This is a genomic window from Pseudotabrizicola sp. 4114, from assembly GCF_031457365.1.
Lineage (GTDB): Bacteria > Pseudomonadota > Alphaproteobacteria > Rhodobacterales > Rhodobacteraceae > Pseudotabrizicola.
Genome location: NZ_JAVDWP010000009.1, coordinates 14,807 through 37,311, shown reverse-complemented (window position 1 = coordinate 37,311; position 22,505 = coordinate 14,807). Strand labels below are relative to the sequence as shown.

The window sequence follows — 22,505 nt, the reverse complement described above, 5'->3', positions numbered from 1 at the left end:
AAAAAGCGCAGTATTTCGCGCTATTGGCAATTATAGCGCGCGGGCCAGTCCTACATCATTCGAAATCCTGCGCGCATTCAACAGAAAATGCCGACACAGGGGCACAATGCGGAATATCGCGCGGTAAGGCCCCGGCTAATCTGACCATGGCCACAGGAGCCCCGCATGCCAGCACCCCTACACCTCATCGACACACCCAACATTCTGCCACCCGCAGCCGATTGCGTTGTGATCGGCGGGGGCATTGTGGGCGTCTGCGCTGCATACTGGCTGGCCCGGGCGGGGCAAAAGGTTGTCCTGCTTGAAAAAGGCGCTGTCGGGGCCGAACAGTCCAGCCGAAACTGGGGCTGGTGCCGCCAGCAGAACCGCGATGCCCGCGAACTGCCCCTGGCAACGCGCAGCCTTGGCCTGTGGGAAGAGATGGCGGCCGACATCGGGGATTCACTGGGATTTTCCCGTTGCGGGCTGCTCTACCTGTCAAACAACGAGGCCGAGCTTGAGGGCTGGGCAAAATGGGGCCGCTTTGCCAAGGGCACTGGGGTTGAGACGCATATGCTGACCCCGGATCAGGCTAACGCGCGTGGCGGTGTGACCGGGCAGCGCTGGAAGGGCGGGGTCTGGTCCCCGACCGATGGCACCGCAGACCCATCCCGCGCAGCGCCGATGATCGCGCTTGGCGTTGAAAAGCACGGTGGCCATATCGTGCAGACCTGTGCTTCCCGCGGGCTGGAGCTTGAAGCCGGCCGCGTGGCCGGTGTGATCACAGAAATGGGAGTCATCCGCACATCGTCTGTCGTTGTTGCCGGCGGGGCCTGGGCCGGCAGTTTTCTGCACCAGCTGGGCCTTTTCTTTCCGCAGGCCGCGATCCGCAGCTCGATCCTGGCGCTTCAGCCCGGCGCTGCCCCGCTGCCAGCCGCTTTGTACACGACCGGGGTTTCGGTCACGCGGCGCGGAGATGGCGGGCACACGCTGGCGATTTCGGGGCGGGCCAATCTGGACCCCACCCAACGCGCCTTGGCCGGATTGCGGCATTTTCTGCCGATGTTTGCCAGACGCTGGCGGTCCTTGCGCCCCGGCGGCTTGCAGGCATGGCAGGCCGGGTTTGAGACGCGCAGCCGGTGGGCGATGGACCAGCCAACCCCGATGGAGCATATGCGTATCCTTGATCCGCGCCCCTCGGCCCGGACCATCGCGGAAACGCTGGCCCGTGCCCGCGCGCTGGTGCCTGCGCTGCGGGATGTGCCGGTGCAGGCCGCATGGGCCGGTTACATCGACAGCACGCCGGATGGCGTGCCTGTCATCGACGCCGATATCGGCATTCCCGGTCTGGTGCTGGCAGCCGGGCTGTCGGGCCACGGTTTTGGCATCGGTCCGGGCGTCGGCCATCTGATTGCCGACATGCTGCTGGGCCGCCAGCCCATCGCCGAGACCAAGGCCTATCGCCTGTCCCGGTTCAGTCAGAGCCAATGGGGCAAGGTTTCAGATTTCTGACCCACCCCGCCCGGACCACGCAAGGAGACTGCCATGAAGACCCACAATCTGGCCCTGATCCCCGGAGACGGGATCGGCGTGGACGTGACCGATGCCGCAATGGCCGTGGTGCAGGCCGCCGCCCGCGTTCATGGCTTTGCCATCCGGTCGCAGTCCTTTCCCTGGTCGTGCAACCACTATCTGCAGACCGGCGCCATGATGCCAGCGGATGGCATCGAAACCCTGCGTGGCTTTGATGCCATCTTTCTGGGGGCGGTCGGCTGGCCGGATACGGTGCCCGACTCGGTGTCGCTGCACGGGCTGCTGCTGCCGATCCGCAAGGCGTTCAACCAATATGCCAACATCCGCCCGCACCGGCTGCTGCCGGGGGTCGAGGGGCCGCTGAAAGCGACCGCATTCGACATCCTGTGCATCCGCGAAAATACCGAAGGCGAATACTCCGGTGCGGGCGGGCGGGTCCATCAGGGGCGGGAGAACGAAGTCGCAGTGGAAACCTCGGTCTTTACCCGGGCTGGGGTGGAACGCATCCTGCGCTTTGCCTTTGATCAGGCGATGACACGCAGGCGGCACGTCACCTCTGTCACCAAATCGAATGCGCAGAAATTCACCATGGTGTTCTGGGATGAAATGACCCGCAGGGTGGCGGCGGATTATCCCGATGTCATCGTTTCGCACATGCACATTGACGCAATGGCGGCGCGGATGGTGATGGCACCGGCTTCACTGGATGTCATTGTCGCCTCGAACCTGTTCGGCGACATTCTGACCGATCTGGGGGCCGCCATTCAGGGCGGGCTTGGCTTTGCGGCCTCGGCCAATATCTGCCCCGACGGATCGGGGCCGTCGATGTTCGAGCCGGTGCACGGCTCTGCGCCCGATATCGCCGGGCGCAACATTGCCAATCCGGTTGCGGCCATCTGGTCCGCCGCGATGATGCTGGACCATCTGGGCGAACAGGCCGCCGCGCAGTCGGTCATGGCGGCGGTCGAGGCAACCACCGCCAGGGGCATCGGCGCGATCCCCGGCCGACAGTCTACCGATGAAATCACGGCGGCAATTCTGGCCGCGCTGGAGGAATGATGATCAAGCTGCATGACCCCGACCTGTTCCGCAACGCTGCGCTGATTGACGGCCAATGGCTGGCCCGGTCAGAGCTGGATGTGACCAATCCGGCCACGGGCGATGTGCTGGGCCAGCTGCCGGACTGCACCGCCGAAGAGACAACCGCCGCCATCGCCGCCGCCGAACGTGCCATGGCAGGCTGGCGTGCCCGGACCCATGTACAACGCGCCGATATCCTGATGCGCTGGTATCAGCTGATGTTGGAGAACACCGAAGACCTCGCGCAGATCCTGACGGCGGAACAGGGCAAGCCGCTGTCTGAATCGCGCACCGAGGTGGCTTACGGCGCCAGCTTCGTCCGCTGGTTTGCCGAAGAGGCGCGGCGGATCAATGGCAAGATCATCCCGTCGCCGGTGGCGGGAAAGAAGATCTTTGCGATGAAAGAGCCGGTCGGCGTCTGCGCCATCATCACACCCTGGAACTTCCCGATTGCCATGATCACCCGCAAGGTGGCGCCGGGGCTGGCGGCGGGCTGTACGATGGTCGTCAAGCCGTCAGACTTCACGCCCTATTCCGCGCTGGCGCTTGCCGTGCTTGCGGCACGCGCCGGTATTCCTGCGGGCGTGCTCAACATTCTGACCGGGCGACCCGAGGTCATCGGTGCGACGCTGACCGCAAGCTCCGTCGTGCGCAAACTCAGCTTTACCGGATCCACCCGGGTGGGTGCCCTGCTGGCCGAGCAATGCGCGCCGACGCTGAAGCGGATGAGCCTTGAGCTGGGCGGCAACGCGCCCTTTGTTGTCTTTGATGATGCCGATCTGGACGCGGCAGTCGAAGGCGCGATGGTGTCGAAGTTCCGCAACGGCGGGCAGACCTGCGTCTGCGCCAACCGGATCATGGTGCAGTCCGGCATCCACGATGCCTTTGTGGCCGCGCTGGCGGCAAAAGTGGATGCGCTGAAAGTTGGCCCCGGGACCCAGGCCGATGTGTCCGTCGGACCGATGATCAACACCGCCGCGACCGACAAGATCAACGCCCATGTGGCCGATGCCCTTGCGAAAGGTGCCACCCGCGTTACGCAACCCCGCAGCTTGCCTGCGCAATATGCCGATCCTGTGGTTCTGACAGGGGCACATCCCGCCATGCGTCTGGCGGGCGAAGAAACCTTTGGGCCGGTTGCCCCGATCTTTCGCTTTGAAACCGAAGCCGAAGCGCTGGCACTGGCGAATGGCACACCCTTTGGTCTGGCCGCCTATTTCTACACGCGCGACATGGCCCGTGCCTTCCGTTTTGGAGAAGCACTGGAATTTGGCATGGTCGGCCTGAACACCGGCGCATTGAGCCATGAGGTTTCGCCTTTTGGAGGCGTCAAATCCTCTGGCCTCGGCCGTGAGGGCGCGCAGGAGGGGATTGAAGAATATCTCGAAACCAAGGCCTTCCATTTCGGCGGCCTGTAGAGCGGAAATCCGGCCCGTTGGACCGGCGGGCGGCAGAGACTTGCGACTTCGCCCGGGGCGGCGCGCGGCAACTGCCGCGCGCCGTTTGCCTGCGCCTCAAGCGGCGGCTGGCAATCCGGGATGCGCCGCTTGCCACCCCGCACCTTCAGGCAACCGGCGCGCCATGGCTGAACGCACCTGTGAGCAGTGGCAGCACTTTGACCCAGAGATCCGCGCGGGCCTTGGCACGAGATGAAGCTCTGCGCGTCGGGCGATTTCCTAACCTGCGCCGAACCGCGCATAGAACCACCGGACTCTGATCGCAACCGGGTGAAAGATCAGTGTCAAAGCAGGACGGGGCAGCTTTCTTCTGCTATTGGTTTTCCATGACATCTGCACCAAAAGACCTGTTCCCAAAATCTGGCGGAGGCGGCGCGCTTCTGGTGGGCGGGGCCATTGGTATCGGTATGACGGCAGAGGCGGCAGTGCGCGGCGGTGCTGATTTTCTGCTGGCGCTGAACGCCGGGCGATACCGGGTGATGGGCGCGGCTTCGGTTGCGGCACTTTTGCCGATCGGCGATGCCAACAGTTTTACCGACACCTTTGCCCGACGTGAGATCCTGGATCGTGTTTCAGTGCCGGTGCTGTTCGGCGCATCCTGCTTTGACCCGGCGATGAGCCCGGAACGGTTGGTGGAGCAGACTGTTGCGGCGGGCTATCATGGCATCGCAAATTTCCCCTCAGCCATCCACTTTGACGGGCGCTTCCGCCAGTTGCTGGAACAGGCGGGCATCGGCTTTGCGCGCGAGGCACAGATGCTGGCACTGGCGCAACAGGCCGGTCTGATGACGTTTGGCTATGGCAAAACCCGGAACGAGATCGCCCAGCTTGTTGATGCCGGGGTCGGTATGATCTGCCTGAACTTTGGCTGGAATGCCGGCGGCGTCCTTTCGGTCGCGCAGAGTTTCACCATATCCGAGGCCGCCGACCGGGCGAGGCGGATCTTTGCCTCGGTCCGCAGCCGTGCGCCGGAGACACTTTGCTTTGTCGAAGGCGGGCCGATCATCAGCCCGGACGACATGTTCCGCGTGTGTGAAGAGGCACGGGCCGATGGCTACGTCGGCGGCTCCACGCTTGACCGCGTACCGCTGGAGCATTCGGTGACGGAGCGGACATCGGCGTTCAAGGCGTTCAACCTGCTACGGCAATCCGACAGCGCGCAATCACGTGAATTGCTGCGCGCAGCCAGGATCACCGGCGTTGTGGGGCAATCGGAATTTGTGCTCTCTGTTCTGGATCAGGCGTTGCGGCTGGCGCGGACCAGCATGCCGGTCCTGATCAGCGGTGCCGCCGGGCTGGGGCGCGGGGCACTGGCGCGCGGTTTGCATGCCTTGTCAGAACGGCAGGGGCCGCTGCTGACCCTGCGCGCGACCGGAGTGGGTGACGAGGCAGAGGCCATGCTGTTCGGCGCGGGTCCGACCCGTCGGGCAATGCTTGCGAGGCTGGGCGCAACTGTGGTGATCGATCGCGCCGACGCGCTGCCGGTTGCAGTACAACGCCGACTGGCCGATTGGCTGGAGCAGGCGACGCACCAGCCAACAAGCGCAGGCGGGGCAGAGGCGGCGCGGGTGGTGCTGATCAAGCAGCCGCCGGGCAATGGCGGGATGACACTGGACCCGGCGCTGGCACAGCGGATGGAGCCAGGACGCATCGACATTGCCCCACTGCGCGACCGGCCCGAGGATATTCCGGCACTGGCGCGCCATATCCTTTCCTTGCTGGGGGCCGGACGGGCGCAGCAGCGTCGGATATCGGCGGCTGGCTACCGGCTGTTGCTGGCGCAGGGCTGGCCGGGGAACATCCCCGAATTGCGTGCCGTGATTGAGCGGGCGGCGGTGAATACCAAGGGCCTGGTTATCGGATCAGCGGCGATGGCAGCCGCGATAGGGTCATCTGCCGCTGGCGTGGCAGAACAAGAGATTCCGCAGGCGATGACGGAACGCGATTGGCTGCTGGATGCCCTGCGACGCAACCGGTTCCGCCGGGGCGATACAGCGGCGTTTCTGGGGGTGTCGCGCAAGACGCTTTACAACAAGATGCGGCGGGCGGGCCTGCTGGAATAGCGGTCAGGCATACCTGACCCGGCCATCAGCCAGCGCAAGCGCGGCATCAAGTTCCGGACCGTAGCCATCAGGCCACATCAGCCGCACCGGCAGATCGGTCAGGTGTCGCAACGAGCGCAGCGCGCCTGCGGCCTCATGCCCCGCAGCGGCCCGCATCCGCCAGTCAGTCGCGGCGGGTCCGGGGTGCAGCACCAGCGCAGTGACACCCTGCCGTGCCAGAAGCGCGCCGGCTTCGGCAGATGTGCAAAAACCGGTCACCTCAAACCCCGCCCGCACGCATTCCCCCAGCACATCTGCCTCGCGTTGTACGCCCAGCCCGGCGCTGTCAAAGCCATGTGCCGCCGTGCCGTCGATGATCTGGATCGTGGGGAAGTTCGTCACCCGGCGGATGCCTGCGGCCCGCAGGATCTGCACCGCATCGCGGACCCGCAGGAACGGGTCGGCGCAGAACAGGGCGGCAATCGCCTGCGGTTCTGATCCGGCGGGCAAGGCCCGCAAAGCGGCAAAGCTCAGCGTGTTCACATCCAGCACCGGCAACAGGGCCAGCAGGTCGCGTCCCTGCACCGGCAGCGCGGTCAGCCAGGGGGCCAGAACCCAGGCTGGCGACGATTCGCCGGGGTTCGGGCGGGGAAGGGGTGCAGTGCGGATCAGCAGGTCATCCCTGACGGACACGGGTGTTCACCTTTTCAAAGATTACCCGATTTTACCCAAACCGGCCCGGATTAGCCAGTGGCCGTCGCGCGCTATGGCTGCAATGATCTGATGACAACGACGACAGCACTGGCCATCGCCGCGCGGGGAGAGAGAGACCACAAGCGCCGGGGATGCCACGGGAGGAACCATTGTCGCTTCAGTTCATACTTACCGTCACGCTCAACGGGCTGACGCTGGCCGCGCTTTACTTCATCGTGGCGAGTGGCTTTTCGCTGATCTTCGGGCTTATGCGCACCGTCAACATGGCGCATGGCGCGCTGTATATGGTGGGGGCCTATGTCGGTTTCGCCGTGTTCGAGCCGCTTTATGCCTCGGACAGCTGGTTTCCCTATGCATGGTTCATCGCAATTCTGGCCGGGATTGTGGCGGTTGCAGTGCTGGGCGTGGCGATGCAGGTGGTCTTTCTGGGCTGGATGCAGGGGCAGGAGCTGCGGCAGGCGCTGGTGACAATCGGCCTGTCAATCATCTTTGCAGATCAGCTGCTGGCGCATTTCGGCGGCAGCCCGTTTCAGTTCTTTGCCCCCGATATCCTGTTCGGTCCGGTTCAGGTGCCCGGCATCGGGCGCTATCCGGTGTTCCGGCTGTTTCAGGTGGCGCTGGCCATTGCGGTGGGCGTGGGGCTGTGGCTGCTGCTGAACAAGACGCGACTGGGCATCATGGTGCGCGCCGGGGTGGATGACCGGCAGATGCTGGCCGCTTGTGGCGTGAATGTTCCGCTGATCGCCGTCACGGTGTTTGCGCTCGGGGCCGGTCTGGCCGGTCTGGGTGGCGTGATCGGTGCCACGGCTCAGCCGATGGCGCTGGGGGTGGATGCGCGGTTTCTGCTGATCTCGCTGGTGGTGGTCATTGTCGGCGGCATGGGGTCGATTGGTGGCACCGCACTGGGGGCCATCCTGATCGGGCTGGCCGAACAATGGGGGCAGGTGCTGTTCCCGACCTATTCGGTGATCCTGACCTTTGTGATCATGGCTGCCGTGCTGGCCGTGCGCCCTCAGGGTCTGATGGGAAGGAAGCCGGTATGATCATGATGAGCAGGCGGCACTGGCTGATGACCGGGGCAGGGGTGCTGCTGCTGCTGGCATTGCCGCTGATTGTGCCGCAATTCTGGCTGGCGAACATCCTGGGCCGCGCTTTGGCCTATGGCATTGTGGCGCTGTCGCTGACGTTTCTGGCGCAATATGGCGGCTTTGTTTCGCTGGCGCAGACCATGCTGGCGGGGGTGGCGGGCTATGCCGTTGCCATGATGGCCCCCACGGCCATTCCGTTGGGGCCGTTGGCAATGCCTTACGGCGTTGCGATCCCGCTTGCCGTGCTGATGGCCACGCTGACCGGCGCGCTGGTCGGGCTGATCGCGGTAAACACACGCGAGATTTACCTGCTGATGATCACGCTGGCGCTGGCCGTGGGGTTCAGCCTGTTTGCGCAATCGAACTCCGAATGGTTCCGCGGCTATGAAGGCATCCGCAACATCGTCGGGCCCGAGATCTTCGGTATGCCATTCCGCACCCATACCGTGTTCTATCTGGTGACGCTGACCGTGGCGGTGCTGCTGTATCTGCTGGTGCTGTATGTGGTGCGCACCCCGTTCGGGCTGGCGTTGCAGGCGATCCGCGACTCGGCGCGCCGGACCTCGGCCATCGGGTTCAACGTGGCGCTGCACCGGATTGCGGCTTTTGCGCTGGCAGGGTTCATCGCGGGGTGCGGCGGGGTTCTGATCACCTTTTACAACATCGGCATCACGCCCAGCTCCATCGGGCTATGGCCCACCGTGGCGGTGCTGGTCATGGCAGTGATCGGCGGTCTGGGGCATCCGCTGGGCGCCTTCATCGGTGCGCTGATTTATGCGGTGATGGATACCTTCGCCGCGTCGATCATCGGGCATGACCGCTTTAACACACTGATCGGCATGGTGTTTCTGATCATCGTCGTGATCTCGCCAGACGGGATCCTGGGATTGGCAAACCGGCTGGTCACACGGGCGGGCGGCAAATCGCGCACCGCTAAAGCAGCCAGTATTCCGGCCGGGGAAAGCTGACACCCGCGCCGACGCCGGGTGGGGGTGCCGCGACCTTGCCCCCGGTCCCGCATCAAGGGTCGCACACAGAACGGAAGGCGCGGAGGAGCGCCGGACCAAAAGGGAGAGAACAATGACATCACCACACAAGAGAAAGACCGCCTGGGCGATGGGCACAACGGCGCTGTTTCTTGCGCTGTCCGGCACACAGGCCATGGCGCAGGACGTTATCCGCATCGGGTCGATCACCACGCTGGAAGGCCCGTTTGCCACCGGCGGGCAGGACGCCTATCGCACCATGGAAATGGCGTTTGAAGAGATCGACTACACCGTCGGGGGCAAGAAGATCGAGTGGATCCGCGAATCTTCGGATGCCACGCCCGATGTTGCCCTTGCCCGCGCCCGCAAGCTGATCGAACAGGACAATGTCGACATCATCATCGGCCCGCTGTCCGGGGCTGAGGGCATTGCACTGCGCGACTATTCCCGCACGTTGCAAGGCAAGACCATCATCAACGGCTCGTCGGGTGCGGCGGATACCACCTTGCGCGACCCGTCGCCGAACTTCTTCCGGTTCAGCACCGAAGGCACGCAGTGGATGGCCGGTCTTGGCACCCATGCCTATACCGACATGGGCGCAGAGCATGTGGCGCTGGTCGCCGCCGACTACGCCTTTCCCTATGCGCAGGTGTTCGGCTTCATGCATGAATACTGCGCCTTGGGCGGAGCGGTGACCAAGCTGTGGTCGCCGCTGAACACCACCGATTTTTCGTCGATCATCGCGCAGATTCCCGAAGATGCCGATGCAGTTCTGCTGATTCAGGGCGGCACCGATGCGTTGGCGTTTCTGACGCAATATGCCGAAGTCGGGGGCGATCTGCCGATCATCGGCGGCTCTATCACGGCCGACCAGACGCTTTTGTCGGCGCGCGGCCCGCACCAGCGGCTGATGGAGGGTATGGTGGCCGCTGGCCCGATTGCCGACATGAATGACGATCCGGCATGGGTCGCCTTTGTTGACGCCTACCGCACCCGCTGGCCCGACGGCTTTGACTCGCCGTCGATCCATGCGTTCAACTACTACACCAACACCATCGCAGCCCTGAAAGCGCTGGAAGAGGTGGGCGGCGATCTGTCGGACAATCAGGCGGCGTTCCAGACTGCCCTGGCCAATATCGAGTTCACCAACCCGATGGGCGCCAATGTGAAGCTGGATGAAAACCGTCAGGCGATTTCCGACATCTACCTGACCCGCATCGTGGACGACGGCGGCACCATGCGCACGCAGGCCTTTGGCCGGACCGAAGGCGTCAGCCAGACCATGGGCATGCCGACTGAGGAATTCCTCGCCCTTGGGTCGCCGTCGCGTGACAACCCTGACTGCCCGCCGGTCAACTGATCCGGGCCTTGCCCGCCCCGGTTTGTCCGGGGCGGGGATTTTGCGAATGGAAGTTCTGATGACACCACATTCCCCCATGGCCGCTGATACGGATGCCCTGGTGCTGACGGGCGTCGGCCGCAGCTTTGGCGCGCTGGCGGCGGTCAGCGATGTGACACTGCGGATCCGTCAGGGCGAGCGGCGGGCGGTTCTTGGCCCCAACGGAGCGGGCAAGACCACGCTGTTCAACACGATCTGCGGGGATTACCCGCCCACCTCGGGCAGCATCCAGCTGTTCGGGCAGGATATCTCGCGCCTGAAGCCGCATCAGCGCGCACGGCTGGGGATCGGGCGGACCTATCAGACCTCGCTTTTGTTTTCCGGGCTGACGGTGCTGGAAAATCTGTATCTGGCGGTACGCGGTGCAAGAAAGGGGCGGTTTTCGTTGCTCAAAGCCGGGAAAAACGATGCTGATGTGGCGCGCGCCCGCACGTTGGCCGAACGGGTCCGGGTGTCCGCGCTGCTGGATACGCAGGTTGATGCCATATCGCACGGTCAACGCCGCCAGCTGGAAATCGGGATGGCATTGGCGGGCGCGCCGCGCTTGCTGATGCTGGATGAACCCGCGGCGGGGCTTTCGGCTGCTGAACGGCCCGAGCTGATTGCGCTGATCCGGTCCTTGCCGCGCGATCTGACGTTGGTGCTGATCGAACATGACATGGATGTGGCGCTGGCCAATGCCGATATGGTCACCGTGATGAAGGATGGCAAAGTGGTGGTCGAAAACACCCCCGACCGCATTGCCGATGACCCGGTGGTTCAGGCGATCTATCTGGGCGGGGGGCACTGATGGCCGCGCAGCTTGATATCCGTGATCTAAGGGTCAGCCTCGGGCGGGCCACCATTCTGCAAGGCATCGACCTTGCGGTGGCGGGAAAGCCGCTTTCGGTTGTGGGCCGCAACGGCATGGGCAAAACCACGATGTGTTCAGCGCTGATGGGCATGGTGGCGGCCAGCGGCAGCGTAAAACTGGACGGGGCCGAGGTGATGGGCTTGGGCACCGGGCGCATCGCCCGCAGCGGCATCGCGCTGGTGCCACAGGGGCGGCGGATGTTTCCATCGCTGTCGGTGCATGAACATCTGCTGCTGGTGGCGCAAAACGGCAGCCCGGCCTGGACCATCGACCGGATCTACGACACCTTCCCGCGACTGGCCGAGCGGCGGCGCAATGGCGGTGACCAGCTTTCGGGCGGTGAGCAGCAGATGCTGGCCATCTCGCGCGCGCTGCTGATGAACCCGAAAGTGGTGATCATGGACGAGCCGTCCGAAGGGCTGGCCCCGGTGATCGTCGATCACCTGATCGAGGTGCTGCGCGGTATCGCTGCCGAAGGCATGGGCCTGTTGCTGATCGAACAGAACCTGCGGGTGGCGACCGCCGTGTCGGATCAGGTGGCGATCATGGTGACGGGCCGGATCGCCGCCACGGTTGCCAGCACCGATCTGGCCGCTGACCGTACGATGCAAAACCGTTATCTGGGGGTGAGCCATGGGCACTAGAGCTGTCTACGTCATCGGAACCTGCGACATCAAAGAGGCCGAACTGACCTATGCCTGCGACCGCATCCGTGCCGTGGGCGCGCAGGCGGTGCTGGTCGATGTCGGCACCGGTGTGCCGGGAATTGCCCCAGATGTGAGCGCCGCCGAGGTGGCGGCCTGCCATCCCGACGGGGTCGGGGCGGTGCTGGGCGGAACCGATCGTGGGCAAGCGGTGGCCGCGATGGCCGAGGCCCTGAGCCATTGGCTGTTGGCGCGCGCAGATATCGGCGCGGTGCTGGGACTGGGCGGGTCGGGCAATACCGCGCTTGTCACCCAGGCCATGCGGGCGCTGCCGGTTGGGGTGCCGAAGCTGATGGTGTCGACCGTCGCCTCGGGGCAGGTGGCCCCCTATGTCGGTGCCAGCGATCTGGGCATGGTCTATTCCGTCACCGATATTGCCGGGCTGAACGCGATCAGCCGCCGGGTGATCGGGAATGCCGCTCATGCCGCCGCCGGAATGGCGCTGAACCCGGTGCCAGAGGCCGGGTCTGATCCGCCGGGGCTGGGCATCACCATGTTTGGGGTGACGACGGAATGCGTAACCCATTTGCGCAAGCTGCTGGGCGATGATTTCGAGCCCTATGTGTTCCATGCTACCGGCACCGGCGGTGCGGCGATGGAAAAGCTGGCCGAATCCGGTCTGCTGTCCGCGCTGCTGGATGTCACGGCGACCGAGGCAGCGGATTATCTGGTCGGCGGCGTCATGCCCTGCACCGCCGACCGTTATGGCGCCCCCGCCCGCACCGGCTTGCCATGGGTCGGGTCGGTCGGCGCGGTGGATATGGTGAATTTCGGCGCGCGCGACACAGTGCCCGAGACGTTCGCCGGGCGGCAGTTTCTGGTCCACAATCCGCAGGTCACGCTGATGCGCACCACGCCAGAGGAAAACACCGCCATCGGCACATTCATCGCAGAGCGGCTGAACCTGTGCGATGGCCCGGTGTCGCTGTTCCTGCCGCTTGGGGGTGTTTCCGCCATCGCCGTGCCGGGAATGCCGTTTCACGACCCCAAGGCCGATGCCGCCTTGTTCGAAGCCATCCGCAAGACCTATCGCGTGACCGGCCACCGACGCCTGACAGAACTTCCCCTTCCTATCAACGACCCGGCCTTTGCCGCAGCTATGGCCGCCGAAATCCGCAGGATGACCGCATGACACACGCCGTTCACAACCACCGCGACCGCGGCACCATCATGGCGAAATTCCGCACCATGGCCGAGAACCGCATCCCGATCATCGGTGGCGGTGCGGGCACCGGCCTGTCGGCGAAAAGCGAAGAGGTGGGGGGCATTGACCTGATCGTCATCTACAACTCCGGCCGCTACCGCATGGCCGGACGCGGATCGCTGGCCGGGCTGCTGGCCTATGGCAACGCGAACGAGATTGTGCTTGATATGGCGCGCGAGGTGCTGCCGGTGGTGCGGCACACCCCGGTTCTGGCCGGGGTGAACGGCACCGACCCGTTTCTGCTTATGGGGCCGCACCTGGACAAGCTGAAGGCGATGGGTTTTGCCGGGGTGCAGAACTTTCCCACTGTTGGTCTGATCGACGGGATCTTCCGGCAGAACCTCGAAGAAACCGGAATGAGCTTCAGCCTTGAGATTGACATGATCCGCATGGCCCACGCCCGCGATCTGCTGACCACGCCTTATGTGTTCAGCGCCGATGAGGCGCATGAAATGGCGCTGGCCGGGGCAGATGTTCTGGTGATGCACATGGGCCTGACCTCGGGCGGGGCAATCGGGGCGGAAACCGTCCGCTCACTGGAAGATTGCGTGCGCGACATCGACCTTTGGGCCGAAGCGGCGCGCAAGGTGCGGCCCGATGTCCTGGTGATCTGTCACGGCGGGCCGATTGCCACACCCCAGGATGCGGAATACGTTCTGCGCCAGACCAAGTTGTGCCACGGTTTTTACGGCGCAAGCTCGATGGAGCGGCTGCCGACCGAGACGGCTTTGGCCGAAACCACCCGCGCCTTCAAGGCGCTGACGTTCTGACAGGAGCATGACCATGGCCGAGGCCCTTGCCACCACCATTATCGACGCGCCGGTTGAAACCCTCTGGGCGGTGCTGCGCGATTTCAACGGTCTGCCGGTCTGGAACCCCGGCGTGCGTGACAGCGCCATCGAAGACGGGCGCGATGCCGACAGCGTCGGCTGCATCCGCGCCTTTACACTTGGGGATGGCACCTTTGTCCGCGAACGGCTGCTGGAGCTGGACGACAGCCGCTATCGACTGGCCTACAATTTTGAAACGCCTGCCTTTCCGGTCGAAAACTATCTTGCCACACTGGACCTGATCCCCGTTACCAACGGTGACAAAACCTTTGTGCGCTGGTGGGCCTCGTTTGATGAGGCCGCGGCGGACAAGGGCAAATACTCGGCGTTGATTTCAGAGGCGGTCTTTGCCGGTGGGCTGAAGGCCTTGGCAGGACATGTCGCAAAGCACGGTGCGCAGCCTGCCTATGTGCACCGCTGGCAGGGCCTGCGCCCGGCCAAGGTGTTCACCTCCAGTGTGATCCACGCCCCCTTGCCGGCGGTCTGGGAAAGGATGCGCGATTTCGCCGGGATGAAGCATTGGCACGACGACATTCCGCAGATGGAGATGATCGGCGGTGTCCGGCCCGACAAAGTGTCGGGTGTGCGTGATTTCATCTTCGGGGAGGGGCAGCTGCACGAACAGCTGACCTGGCTCTCGGACCGGGACCACGCCTTTCGCTACCGCATTCTCAAAAGCCCGATGCCCTGGCTGAACTATCACGCGGGCGCGCAGCTTTATCCGGTGACCGACACTGGCCATACCTTCGCAGTCTGGACGGCAGACTGGGTTGCCGCGCCGCAGGATGATCTGGAACTGATTCCGAATGTGCATGGCAATGTTTTCCAGAAGGCTTTTGACACGCTGGATCAACAACTTGGGGTGTAGTGCACAGGCGCTGGCGAGTGATCTGCAAGGCGCTAGGTCGCCTGTGACTGAATCCCCGTGTTCACATCGCCCGCCGTGGTTATTGTGCGCATGCCGGTGATACAGGTCAGCGGTTCCGGCAGATCCTGGGGCGGGGCATCAGCGTGAACGCGACACCAAGCTGCAATTCAGGCTGCTCCTCCTGACTGCATGACGCCTCCGGGGTGACTTGTCCGGATGTCTTGTGTCATACTGGACACCCGTGCTGAACAAGGCCTTTCGCAGACAATGACAGACCCGAACGCCGATTTTGATCTTGAGCAGTTCCTGCCCTATCTGCTGAATCAGGCCGCAGAGGCCACGTCACACGGGTTTCAGTCTGCCTATCGTGACCGCTATGGGTTTACCCGTACACAATGGCGGGTGCTTGCCAATCTGGGCAAGTTTGGCGCAATGACCGCGCGTGACATCTGCGTGATCAGCCATGTCGAGAAAACCAAGGTCAGCCGCGCCGTCGCCGCGCTGGAACAGGACGCGCTGCTGACCCGCATCCCAAGCCAGACTGACCGGAGGGCCGAAGTCCTGTCGCTGACAGAAAAAGGGCGGGACATTTTCGCCGAACTGGGGGGGCTTGCCGTCAGCTTTGACCGTCAGCTGCGCGCGGCGCTTGGCCGTGACGATGCGGACACGCTGGTCGCCCTGTTGCGCAAGCTGAGTAAAGCCGCACCGCAGGGCGACTGACCCAGCAGTGCTGCAATCGGCTCGGTCTGCCCCTGCAACGCGGCCCTGCCTTATCCGTCACAGCTGCTGGTGACTGTCTTCCCTTTCAGCGCACTGTGACTTCGCATGGCCATGCGCGGAATTGATGTCACAAAGGAGGACCACGGTTCTCGTATGGCGGAGGGGTGAAACGAAGGGGTGGGCCCGACGGCCTCTGATTTTTTGTTGCAAACGTAACAATATCGGCTATTCGTTTCATCTGACCGTTCAACTTTTCAACCTTTGCATATGATGAGCGAGGCTTAGATGACGCATCACCGCCCGCGCAGCCGGATGGCTGACGCAGTGCCGGTCGCCGTGAACGGCGCACCCCTCACTTTAATCTGGAACGGCGGTGAGCTCGATCTTTGCGGCTTTGCGCAGGGCTTTGGGTTCCGGGTTGGGTCCCGTCCCAGCATGGCGCGCATCCTGGCCACCCGGCCATGACCGTGCGGCTGCATGACTACTGGCGGTCTTCGGCTTCGTGGCGCGTGCGGATCGCTCTGGCGCTGAAGGGCATCGCCTATGATCGTGTGCCGGTCGATCTGGTGGCGGGCCATCAGAACGGCCCGGATCATCTGGCTGTGAACCCGCAAGGACTGGTGCCGGTGCTGGAGATTGACGGGGTGCGCCTGACTCAATCGCTGGCAATCTTGGAATATCTTGATGACACGCGTCCGGTGCCGCGCCTGCTGCCAGAGGGTGTCTTTGCGCGTGCGCAGGCCCGTGCCGTGGCGCTGGCTATCGCCTGCGAGATCCATCCGGTGTCAAATCTGGCCGTTCTGGCCCGGGTCGAGGCGCTGGCCGGACCGGAGGCGCGCGCCGTCTGGAACCGCGACAACATCGCCCGTGGCCTGACTGCGGTCGAGGCGATGCTGGCATCAACACCGGGCCCCTTCTGCCACGGCGGCTCCCCCGGCATGGCCGACTGCGTCCTGATCCCGCAGCTTTACAACGCCGCGCGGTGGGGGGTGGCAACTGACCACTTGCCGCGCATCTCAGCCGTTTGTGCAGTTTGCGCCGATCACCCCGCCTTTGCGGCGGCACATGCGGACAATTTCAATCCCGCGCGGGAGGCGAGGCTCATCGAGGAGCAAAGCTGAAAACCCTGAGACATTTGCTGACCTGCCTGCTGCAGCCCTTCATTCGAGGCGCGCAGATTTTCAGGCATGCTCTTGTCGGGGGGCGGGGCAGGGCGCGATAATCGCGGCCATCCCGGTCTGCTGGCGTGAAGGCTGTCGCAGAGTCCAGCGACCGGACCGCCTCTTTGCTTTTCGCGACCTCGGCGCTGTGTTCGGACAGACGGCTGATCGGCGCGATGAAGCCGGCCACGTCCCCCCTGCCGCCCAAGTTGTCTTGTGGCTGGAACCTTAGGGCTTCTGCCTTGTTCTTTTGGAGTCACAGAACGGTTTGTGCTGCGGGCGACGGGCAGATGGCCAGTCACGGCCTTCAATGACCTGCGTGAATGCCGGTGGCACGATTCCGGACATCAGAAAAGGAAAAAACCATGACCGATATTTCGCAAGCAAAGATCGCAATTCTGGCCACTGACGGATTTGAGCAGTCAGAGTTGATGGAGCCGTTGCGCCAGCTGCGTGCGGCGGGCGCGCGTGTCAGCGTGGTGTCGCTGAAAAGCGGCAGCATCAAGGGATGGGACAAAAAAGACTGGGGGCAACCGGTCGACGTGGACCAGACGCTTGCCGAAACGCAGGTCGATGATTTCGACGCGCTGGTCCTGCCCGGTGGCCAGATAAACCCGGATATCCTGCGCGCTGACGAAACTGCGGTCAGCTTTGTGCGCGACTTCTTCAACTCTGGCAAGGTCGTGGCGGCGATCTGCCATGCGCCATGGCTGCTGATCGAGGCGGGCGTCATCAAGGGGCGCAAGGTCACCTCTTATAACTCGATCCGTACCGATGTGCAGAATGCCGGGGGCGTGTGGGAGGACAGCGCGGTCGTGACAGATCAGGGCCTGATCACATCCCGCAACCCGTCAGACCTTGACGCCTTTTGCGCCAAGATCATCGAAGAGGTGAAAGAGGGCCGCCACAACCGCCGCGCGGCCTGATGCGCCCCGTCAGGCGATAGCGCCGGGCATTTCCGGAGATTGGCGGTGGCGGCTTGCCGAAATGGCTATGTTGGTTTGCCGCTGCCGCCAGCCCCTTGGCCAGTATCCGGGGGTCTGGCAACAACAGGAGGATCATATGGCGGAAAAGCTGCGTTACACACCCTATCGAAGCCCGACCGGAGGATGGGGGTCCGTCAAATCGCTGGTCAGTCATGCAACCGGACAGGGTGCAGTTCACGCCAGTGCAAGCCTGATGCGGGATCACAACAAGACCGGCGGCTATATGTGCACCAGTTGTGCCTGGGCCAAACCAGCAAAGCCACATGCCGCCGAGTTTTGTGAAAATGGGGCCAAAGCCACATTCTGGGATCTGACATCAAAGCGGGTGACGCCAGCATTTTTCGCGCAACATTCCGTTTCAGACCTGCTGGAATGGTCGGATTTCGATCTGGAAGATCAGGGCCGCCTGACCCAGCCGATGCGCTATGATCCGGCAAGTGACAGATACCTGCCCATCAGCTGGGAAGCGGCTTTTTCCGAAATCGGGCAGCGGCTGCAGGGCTATGACCCCGCCAGCGTTGTTTTCTATGCCTCTGGCCGTGCTGCGCTGGAAACCTCGTTCATGTATCAGCTTTTTGCGCGCCTTTACGGCACCAACAACCTGCCAGACAGTTCCAACATGTGCCACGAGACCACTTCGGTCGCCCTGCCGCAAAGCATTGGCACCCCGGTGGGGACGGTTTTGCTGGAGGATTACGAGAAGACCGACTGCATTCTGTCGTTTGGTCAGAACGTGGGCACCAACTCGCCCCGGTTGCTGCACAATCTGCAAAAGGTGCGGGAGCGGGATGTGCCGATCATTGTGTTCAACCCGTTGCGGGAACGGGGATGGGAAGAGTTCGTCAACCCCCAGCGGCCCGGCCAGATGGTGACGAACAGGCCGACGCGGATTGCCACGCAATACTATCAGCCACGCGCCGGTGCTGACATCGCGGTGATGATGGGCATCGCGAAACTGCTGCTTGAGTGGGATGACGCGGCCAAGGCCAAAGGTGGGGCGCCGATACTCGACCACGCTTTCATTGCGGAACACACGCACGGCTTTGAGGCGTTCGAGGCCAATGTGCGCGACACCGGGTGGGAGGAAATTCTGGCCGCCTGTGGCCTGCCCCGTGCAGATCTCGAAAATGCGGCCCGTGTCTACGGCCATGCAAGATCTGTGATTGCGATTTACGGAATGGGTCTCACCCAGCACAAGCTGGGCGTTGATACCGTGCAGATGCTGATCAACCTTTTGCTGATGCGCGGCAATATCGGGCGGCCTGGCGCGGGCATCTGTCCGATCCGCGGGCATTCAAATGTTCAGGGGCAGCGCACGGTCGGCATTGCGGAAAAGGTGGCGCTGGTGCCGCTGGACCAGATGGCGGAGCGGTACAGATTTCAGCCGCCACGCGAGGACGGGATGAACACAGTGGAAGCCTGCGAAGCGATTGTCGCGGGCAAGGTGCGGGCCTTTATCGGGCTGGGCGGCAACTTTGTGCGGGCCATTCCTGAACGCCGTCTGATGGAAGAGAAATGGCGGGATCTGGATCTTTCGGTTCAGATTGCAACAAAACTCAACCGCGCCCATCTTGTGACGGGCAAATGCACCTATCTTTTGCCCACGATGGTCCGGTCAGAGATTGATACTCAGGCAAGCGGGCCGCAGATCGTGACAATGGAGGATTCGACGACCTGCATCCACGCCTCGCGCGGCAAGCACAAACCGGCCAGTGAAGATCTGCTTTCGGAACCCGCGATTGTGGCTGGCATCGCAAAAGCCACCTTGCCAGCAAATCCGGCAGTGCCGTGGGATACCTGGGTGGCGGACTATGCCCTTGTCCGCGATGAAATCGAAGCCTGCTTTCCCAAAGATTTCCGCGACTTCAATCAACGGCTGGATCAGCCGGGAGGCTTTCCGCGCCCGGTCGCTGCCCGCGACCGCCGGTGGGAGACGGAGTCTGGCAAGGCAAACTTCAAAATCCCCAAGGCATTGCACGCCAGCTTTGATGACGGAACCGACCCGAATGTGTTGCGGCTGATCACGCTGCGATCCAACGATCAGTTCAATACCACTGTCTATGGCTACGCCGACCGGCTGCGCGGCATCCACGGGTCGCGCATGGTTGTGATGATGAACCGGCAGGACCGTGAGCGTGCCGGGGTCGGCGAAGGCGGTTTCGCGCGGATCACCACAGCCGTTGACGATGGAATCACGCGCAGCATGGCGGGGTTTCAGGTGATCGACTACGACATTCCGCCCGGCACGATTGCCGCCTATTTTCCCGAGTGCAATCCGCTGATCCCGCTTTGGCACTATGCCGAGGAAAGCAAGACGCCAGCGGCCAAGTCGGTGCCGGTGAAGATTGAGCGTGATGAAACCACGGGCGCTTCGGTCGCCTAGTCGCACCTCGCGCAGGATCGTCTGGCCGGGGGGCCGGATGGTCGCATCGTGCAGGATCACACCCAGTCAGCGGCGGTCAGGCAGGCCACAAGCGACGGAACCTGGCCCGGCACATCGCGGCTGTGATTACGGCTGCCCGATGACGATCATGCCGTCCGACAGGGTGATGGGCACCGGGTCCAGACCACAATCGGCACCATCGACCGCCGCCCCGGTGACGGCATCGAAACGCGCGCCATGCGCGCTGCACATCAGCATGGTCCCGTCTGCCGACATCAGCCGGTCGCTGCGATAGTCGAGCGGCAGATACTGATGCGGGCAGGCGTTGACAAACGCGCGCAACTGGCCCCCGGACCTAAGGATCAACAGGGGAAAACTGCCGCTGCCTGTCTGAACCTTCGTGGAGAGAACGCCGGTAATCGCGTCAGCGGGGCAGACGGCCGTGCCCGGTGCGGGGGCGGTGGAATAGTCGGTCCAGGCCATCGGCGGCTCCTGTCGGGTGGTGCCCCGGCCACCCTTGTGCGGCCGGGGCAGGGGTGGGTCATTCCGCGGGTGAAGCGGACAACACGCCGCGCCGGACCTGATCTTCCTCGATCGATTCGAACAAGGCGCGGAAGTTGCCCTCTCCGAACCCGTCATCGCCTTTGCGCTGGATAAACTCGAAGAAAATCGGACCGATGACGGTTTTCGAGAAGATCTGCAGCAGGATGCGGGTCTCGCCGCCGCCGACCACACCTTCGCCGTCGATCAGAATGCCGCGTTTCTGCATCCGCTCGATGGGTTCATCGTGATCCTTCACGCGCTTGCGCGACATCTCGTAATAGGTGGCGGGGGGGCCGGGCATGAAGGCCATCCCGGCCTCGGCGATCTTGTCAGTCCCCGCATAGATGTCGTTGCTGGCAATGGCGATGTGCTGGATGCCCTCACCTTTGTATTCGCGCAGGTATTCCTCGATCTGGCTGTGATCGTCGGTGGATTCGTTGATCGGAATGCGGATCTTGCCGCAGGGTGAGGTCAGGGCCCGGCTGACCAGCCCGGTCTGCTTGCCCTTGATGTCAAAATACTTGATCTCGCGGAAATTGAAGGTCTGGTGATAGAACTTGTACCAGGTGTCCATGTTCCCGCGGATCACGTTATGGGTCAGGTGGTCCAGATAATAAAATCCAAAGCCTTCGGGGTTCGGATTGGCTTCGCCCAGCCAGTTGTAGTCAGCCTCATAGGCGCTGCCCGCGTCTGCATAGCGATCGACGAAATACAGCAACGACCCGCCGATGCCATGCACCGCCGGCACATCAATGGATTTGCCCGGCCCGGTATACTCGGTTGCACCCAGCTCGACGGCGCGTTTCAGAGCGACCTGTGCATCGACCACCCGCCAGGCCATCGCAGGCGCGCAGGGGCCGTGTTCGGCCACAAAGTGCGACGCCTGGCTGTCCGGCTCGGCGTTCAGCAGATAATTGATGTCGCCCTGACGATACAGGGTGATGTCCTTTGACTTGTGCCGTGCAACCGGAACAAAACCCATCTGCCGGAAAATGCGGTCCAGAACTGCCGGATCGGGATGAGCGTATTCAACGAATTCAAAGCCATCGGTGCCTGCGGGGTTTGCCGCGCTGATCGTGGCCTTTGGTCCATGATGCGGAAATGGTCCCATGATATCCTCCTGCGGGTGCGTGTTGGTGAAATTCTGCCATGGGTGCGGTGCGAGCGGCTTGCATAATGACGCTAAACCGGGTGTTATTTGCATCGGATGCGCAGATATTATAGAAATGATGCACGGTATGATCCTGGACAGCTTCGATGTTGCAATTTTGGTGGCTCTGCAGAAAGACGGGGCAATGACCAATGCTGCACTGTCCGAGGTGGTCAACCTGTCGGCGTCTCAGTGCTCTCGCAGACGGGCCGCGCTGGAGCAGGCCGGAGTGATCGAGGGCTATACCGCGCGGCTGAGCGCAACCAGGCTGGGCTATGGGATGCGGGCCATCGTCAGGGTCAACCTGTCCAGCCACGGCCAGACCAAAGAGACCGATTTCGCCCGGTTCCTGACCCGCTATCCGCAGATCCGGTCGGCGTTCTCGGTGTCGGGCGATGCGGATTACATCCTTGACATCCGGGTGCGCGATCTGGACGAATTCGCCGAGTTTTTGCACCGCCAACTGCTGCCTAACCCGCATGTCTCGCAGGTCCGGTCCGAGATCGTTCTGCGAACCCTCAAGGATGAGGGCGGCGTCCTGCCGGTTCAGGGCGCGGCCGGCGCATCTTGACCAAACTGCAACAAGGACCGGGTAGCGCTGTGCCGGTGACGCACCGGACGGCGATCAGACAGAAGGCGTCAGCGTGGTGTCTCTGCGCCGTGTCGTCAGAGCACAGACGCAGACCGATGCTTTTATCGACCACCGCATCCTGTCTGCTGCCAAGTGGGAATTCACGCCCGAGGGCAAGCACATCGAACCGGGCATCCCCGAGATGAACCTGTGAATGTTGCCGGGGGCGGCTGGTCTGTCGCCCTGGACCTGGGG

At 63.2% G+C, this 22,505-nt stretch carries 22 protein-coding genes; 19 read left to right on the top strand and 3 right to left on the bottom strand.

Going from position 1 to position 22,505, the window contains the following annotated elements; genetic code table 11:
• The first annotated feature begins 165 nt into the window (after positions 1–165).
• From J2X53_RS17415 to J2X53_RS17400, 4 genes are all read left to right on the top strand, one after another.
• Positions 166–1,491, top strand: coding sequence for an FAD-binding oxidoreductase (locus J2X53_RS17415; protein WP_349038770.1), 1,326 nt, complete (start codon positions 166–168; stop codon positions 1,489–1,491).
• 33 nt (positions 1,492–1,524) lie between these two features.
• Positions 1,525–2,571 carry a tartrate dehydrogenase gene (locus J2X53_RS17410; RefSeq protein ID WP_349038769.1) on the top strand — a complete coding sequence of 349 codons (1,047 nt, stop codon included), beginning with the start codon at positions 1,525–1,527 and terminating at the stop codon, positions 2,569–2,571.
• Positions 2,571–4,010 (top strand): NAD-dependent succinate-semialdehyde dehydrogenase, encoded by a 1,440-nt coding sequence (locus J2X53_RS17405; RefSeq protein ID WP_349038768.1) that lies wholly within the window; start codon positions 2,571–2,573, stop codon positions 4,008–4,010. The genes J2X53_RS17410 and J2X53_RS17405 overlap by 1 nt, the downstream gene beginning before the upstream one ends.
• A gap of 365 nt (positions 4,011–4,375) precedes the next feature.
• Positions 4,376–6,112, top strand: a complete 1,737-nt coding sequence (locus J2X53_RS17400; protein ID WP_349038767.1) for a phosphoenolpyruvate hydrolase family protein — start codon at positions 4,376–4,378, stop codon at positions 6,110–6,112.
• 3 nt (positions 6,113–6,115) lie between these two features.
• Here J2X53_RS17400 and J2X53_RS17395 read toward each other — a convergent pair whose 3' ends face one another.
• Positions 6,116–6,784, bottom strand: coding sequence for a phosphoenolpyruvate hydrolase family protein (locus J2X53_RS17395; RefSeq protein WP_349038766.1), 669 nt, complete (start codon positions 6,782–6,784; stop codon positions 6,116–6,118).
• A gap of 170 nt (positions 6,785–6,954) precedes the next feature.
• On the opposite strand from J2X53_RS17395, the gene J2X53_RS17390 reads away from it, so the two are divergent.
• The 13 genes from J2X53_RS17390 (at position 6,955) to J2X53_RS17330 (ending at position 19,986) form a co-directional block, all read left to right on the top strand.
• Complete coding sequence (locus J2X53_RS17390; RefSeq protein WP_349038765.1) at positions 6,955–7,848, top strand: branched-chain amino acid ABC transporter permease; 894 nt, start codon at positions 6,955–6,957, stop codon at positions 7,846–7,848.
• Entirely contained in the window at positions 7,845–8,861 is a 1,017-nt protein-coding gene (locus J2X53_RS17385) for a branched-chain amino acid ABC transporter permease (RefSeq protein ID WP_349038764.1), read from the top strand. The genes J2X53_RS17390 and J2X53_RS17385 overlap by 4 nt, the downstream gene beginning before the upstream one ends.
• A 112-nt stretch (positions 8,862–8,973) precedes the next feature.
• Complete coding sequence (locus J2X53_RS17380) at positions 8,974–10,239, top strand: ABC transporter substrate-binding protein (RefSeq protein ID WP_349038763.1); 1,266 nt, start codon at positions 8,974–8,976, stop codon at positions 10,237–10,239.
• A 58-nt stretch (positions 10,240–10,297) separates the two neighbouring features.
• Entirely contained in the window at positions 10,298–11,068 is a 771-nt protein-coding gene (locus J2X53_RS17375) for an ABC transporter ATP-binding protein (protein ID WP_349038762.1), read from the top strand.
• On the top strand, positions 11,068–11,775 hold the full coding sequence (locus tag J2X53_RS17370) for an ABC transporter ATP-binding protein (RefSeq protein ID WP_349038761.1): 708 nt from the start codon (positions 11,068–11,070) through the stop codon (positions 11,773–11,775). The genes J2X53_RS17375 and J2X53_RS17370 overlap by 1 nt, the downstream gene beginning before the upstream one ends.
• Positions 11,765–12,967 carry a Tm-1-like ATP-binding domain-containing protein gene (locus J2X53_RS17365; RefSeq protein ID WP_349038760.1) on the top strand — a complete coding sequence of 401 codons (1,203 nt, stop codon included), beginning with the start codon at positions 11,765–11,767 and terminating at the stop codon, positions 12,965–12,967. The genes J2X53_RS17370 and J2X53_RS17365 overlap by 11 nt, the downstream gene beginning before the upstream one ends.
• A complete protein-coding gene (locus J2X53_RS17360; RefSeq protein WP_349038759.1) occupies positions 12,964–13,809 on the top strand; it encodes a phosphoenolpyruvate hydrolase family protein in 846 nt (281 codons plus the stop codon). Before J2X53_RS17365 ends, J2X53_RS17360 begins: the two co-directional genes overlap by 4 nt.
• 13 nt (positions 13,810–13,822) lie before the next feature.
• Complete coding sequence (locus J2X53_RS17355; RefSeq protein WP_349038758.1) at positions 13,823–14,737, top strand: SRPBCC family protein; 915 nt, start codon at positions 13,823–13,825, stop codon at positions 14,735–14,737.
• 267 nt (positions 14,738–15,004) lie between these two features.
• A complete protein-coding gene (locus J2X53_RS17350) occupies positions 15,005–15,457 on the top strand; it encodes a MarR family transcriptional regulator (protein ID WP_349038757.1) in 453 nt (150 codons plus the stop codon).
• A gap of 285 nt (positions 15,458–15,742) precedes the next feature.
• Positions 15,743–15,922 carry a hypothetical protein gene (locus J2X53_RS17345; protein WP_349038756.1) on the top strand — a complete coding sequence of 60 codons (180 nt, stop codon included), beginning with the start codon at positions 15,743–15,745 and terminating at the stop codon, positions 15,920–15,922.
• Complete coding sequence (gene maiA / locus J2X53_RS17340; protein WP_349038755.1) at positions 15,919–16,578, top strand: maleylacetoacetate isomerase; 660 nt, start codon at positions 15,919–15,921, stop codon at positions 16,576–16,578. Before J2X53_RS17345 ends, maiA begins: the two co-directional genes overlap by 4 nt.
• 404 nt (positions 16,579–16,982) lie before the next feature.
• Positions 16,983–17,543 (top strand): type 1 glutamine amidotransferase domain-containing protein, encoded by a 561-nt coding sequence (locus J2X53_RS17335; RefSeq protein WP_349038754.1) that lies wholly within the window; start codon positions 16,983–16,985, stop codon positions 17,541–17,543.
• 136 nt (positions 17,544–17,679) lie between these two features.
• Positions 17,680–19,986 carry an FdhF/YdeP family oxidoreductase gene (locus tag J2X53_RS17330; protein WP_349038753.1) on the top strand — a complete coding sequence of 769 codons (2,307 nt, stop codon included), beginning with the start codon at positions 17,680–17,682 and terminating at the stop codon, positions 19,984–19,986.
• A gap of 126 nt (positions 19,987–20,112) precedes the next feature.
• On the opposite strand, the gene J2X53_RS17325 is transcribed toward J2X53_RS17330, so the two are convergent.
• Positions 20,113–20,469 (bottom strand): Rieske 2Fe-2S domain-containing protein, encoded by a 357-nt coding sequence (locus J2X53_RS17325; RefSeq protein WP_349038752.1) that lies wholly within the window; start codon positions 20,467–20,469, stop codon positions 20,113–20,115.
• 58 nt (positions 20,470–20,527) lie between these two features.
• Positions 20,528–21,640 carry a 4-hydroxyphenylpyruvate dioxygenase gene (hppD, locus tag J2X53_RS17320; protein ID WP_349038751.1) on the bottom strand — a complete coding sequence of 371 codons (1,113 nt, stop codon included), beginning with the start codon at positions 21,638–21,640 and terminating at the stop codon, positions 20,528–20,530.
• Positions 21,641–21,755: 115 nt separating this feature from the next.
• Between hppD and J2X53_RS17315 the strand changes: the two genes are divergently transcribed.
• Entirely contained in the window at positions 21,756–22,250 is a 495-nt protein-coding gene (locus J2X53_RS17315) for an Lrp/AsnC family transcriptional regulator (RefSeq protein WP_349038750.1), read from the top strand.
• Positions 22,251–22,326: 76 nt separating this feature from the next.
• The gene (locus J2X53_RS17310; RefSeq protein WP_349038749.1) at positions 22,327–22,464 is read left to right on the top strand and encodes a hypothetical protein; all 138 of its coding nucleotides are present in this window, start codon (positions 22,327–22,329) and stop codon (positions 22,462–22,464) included.
• Positions 22,465–22,505: the final 41 nt, after the last annotated feature.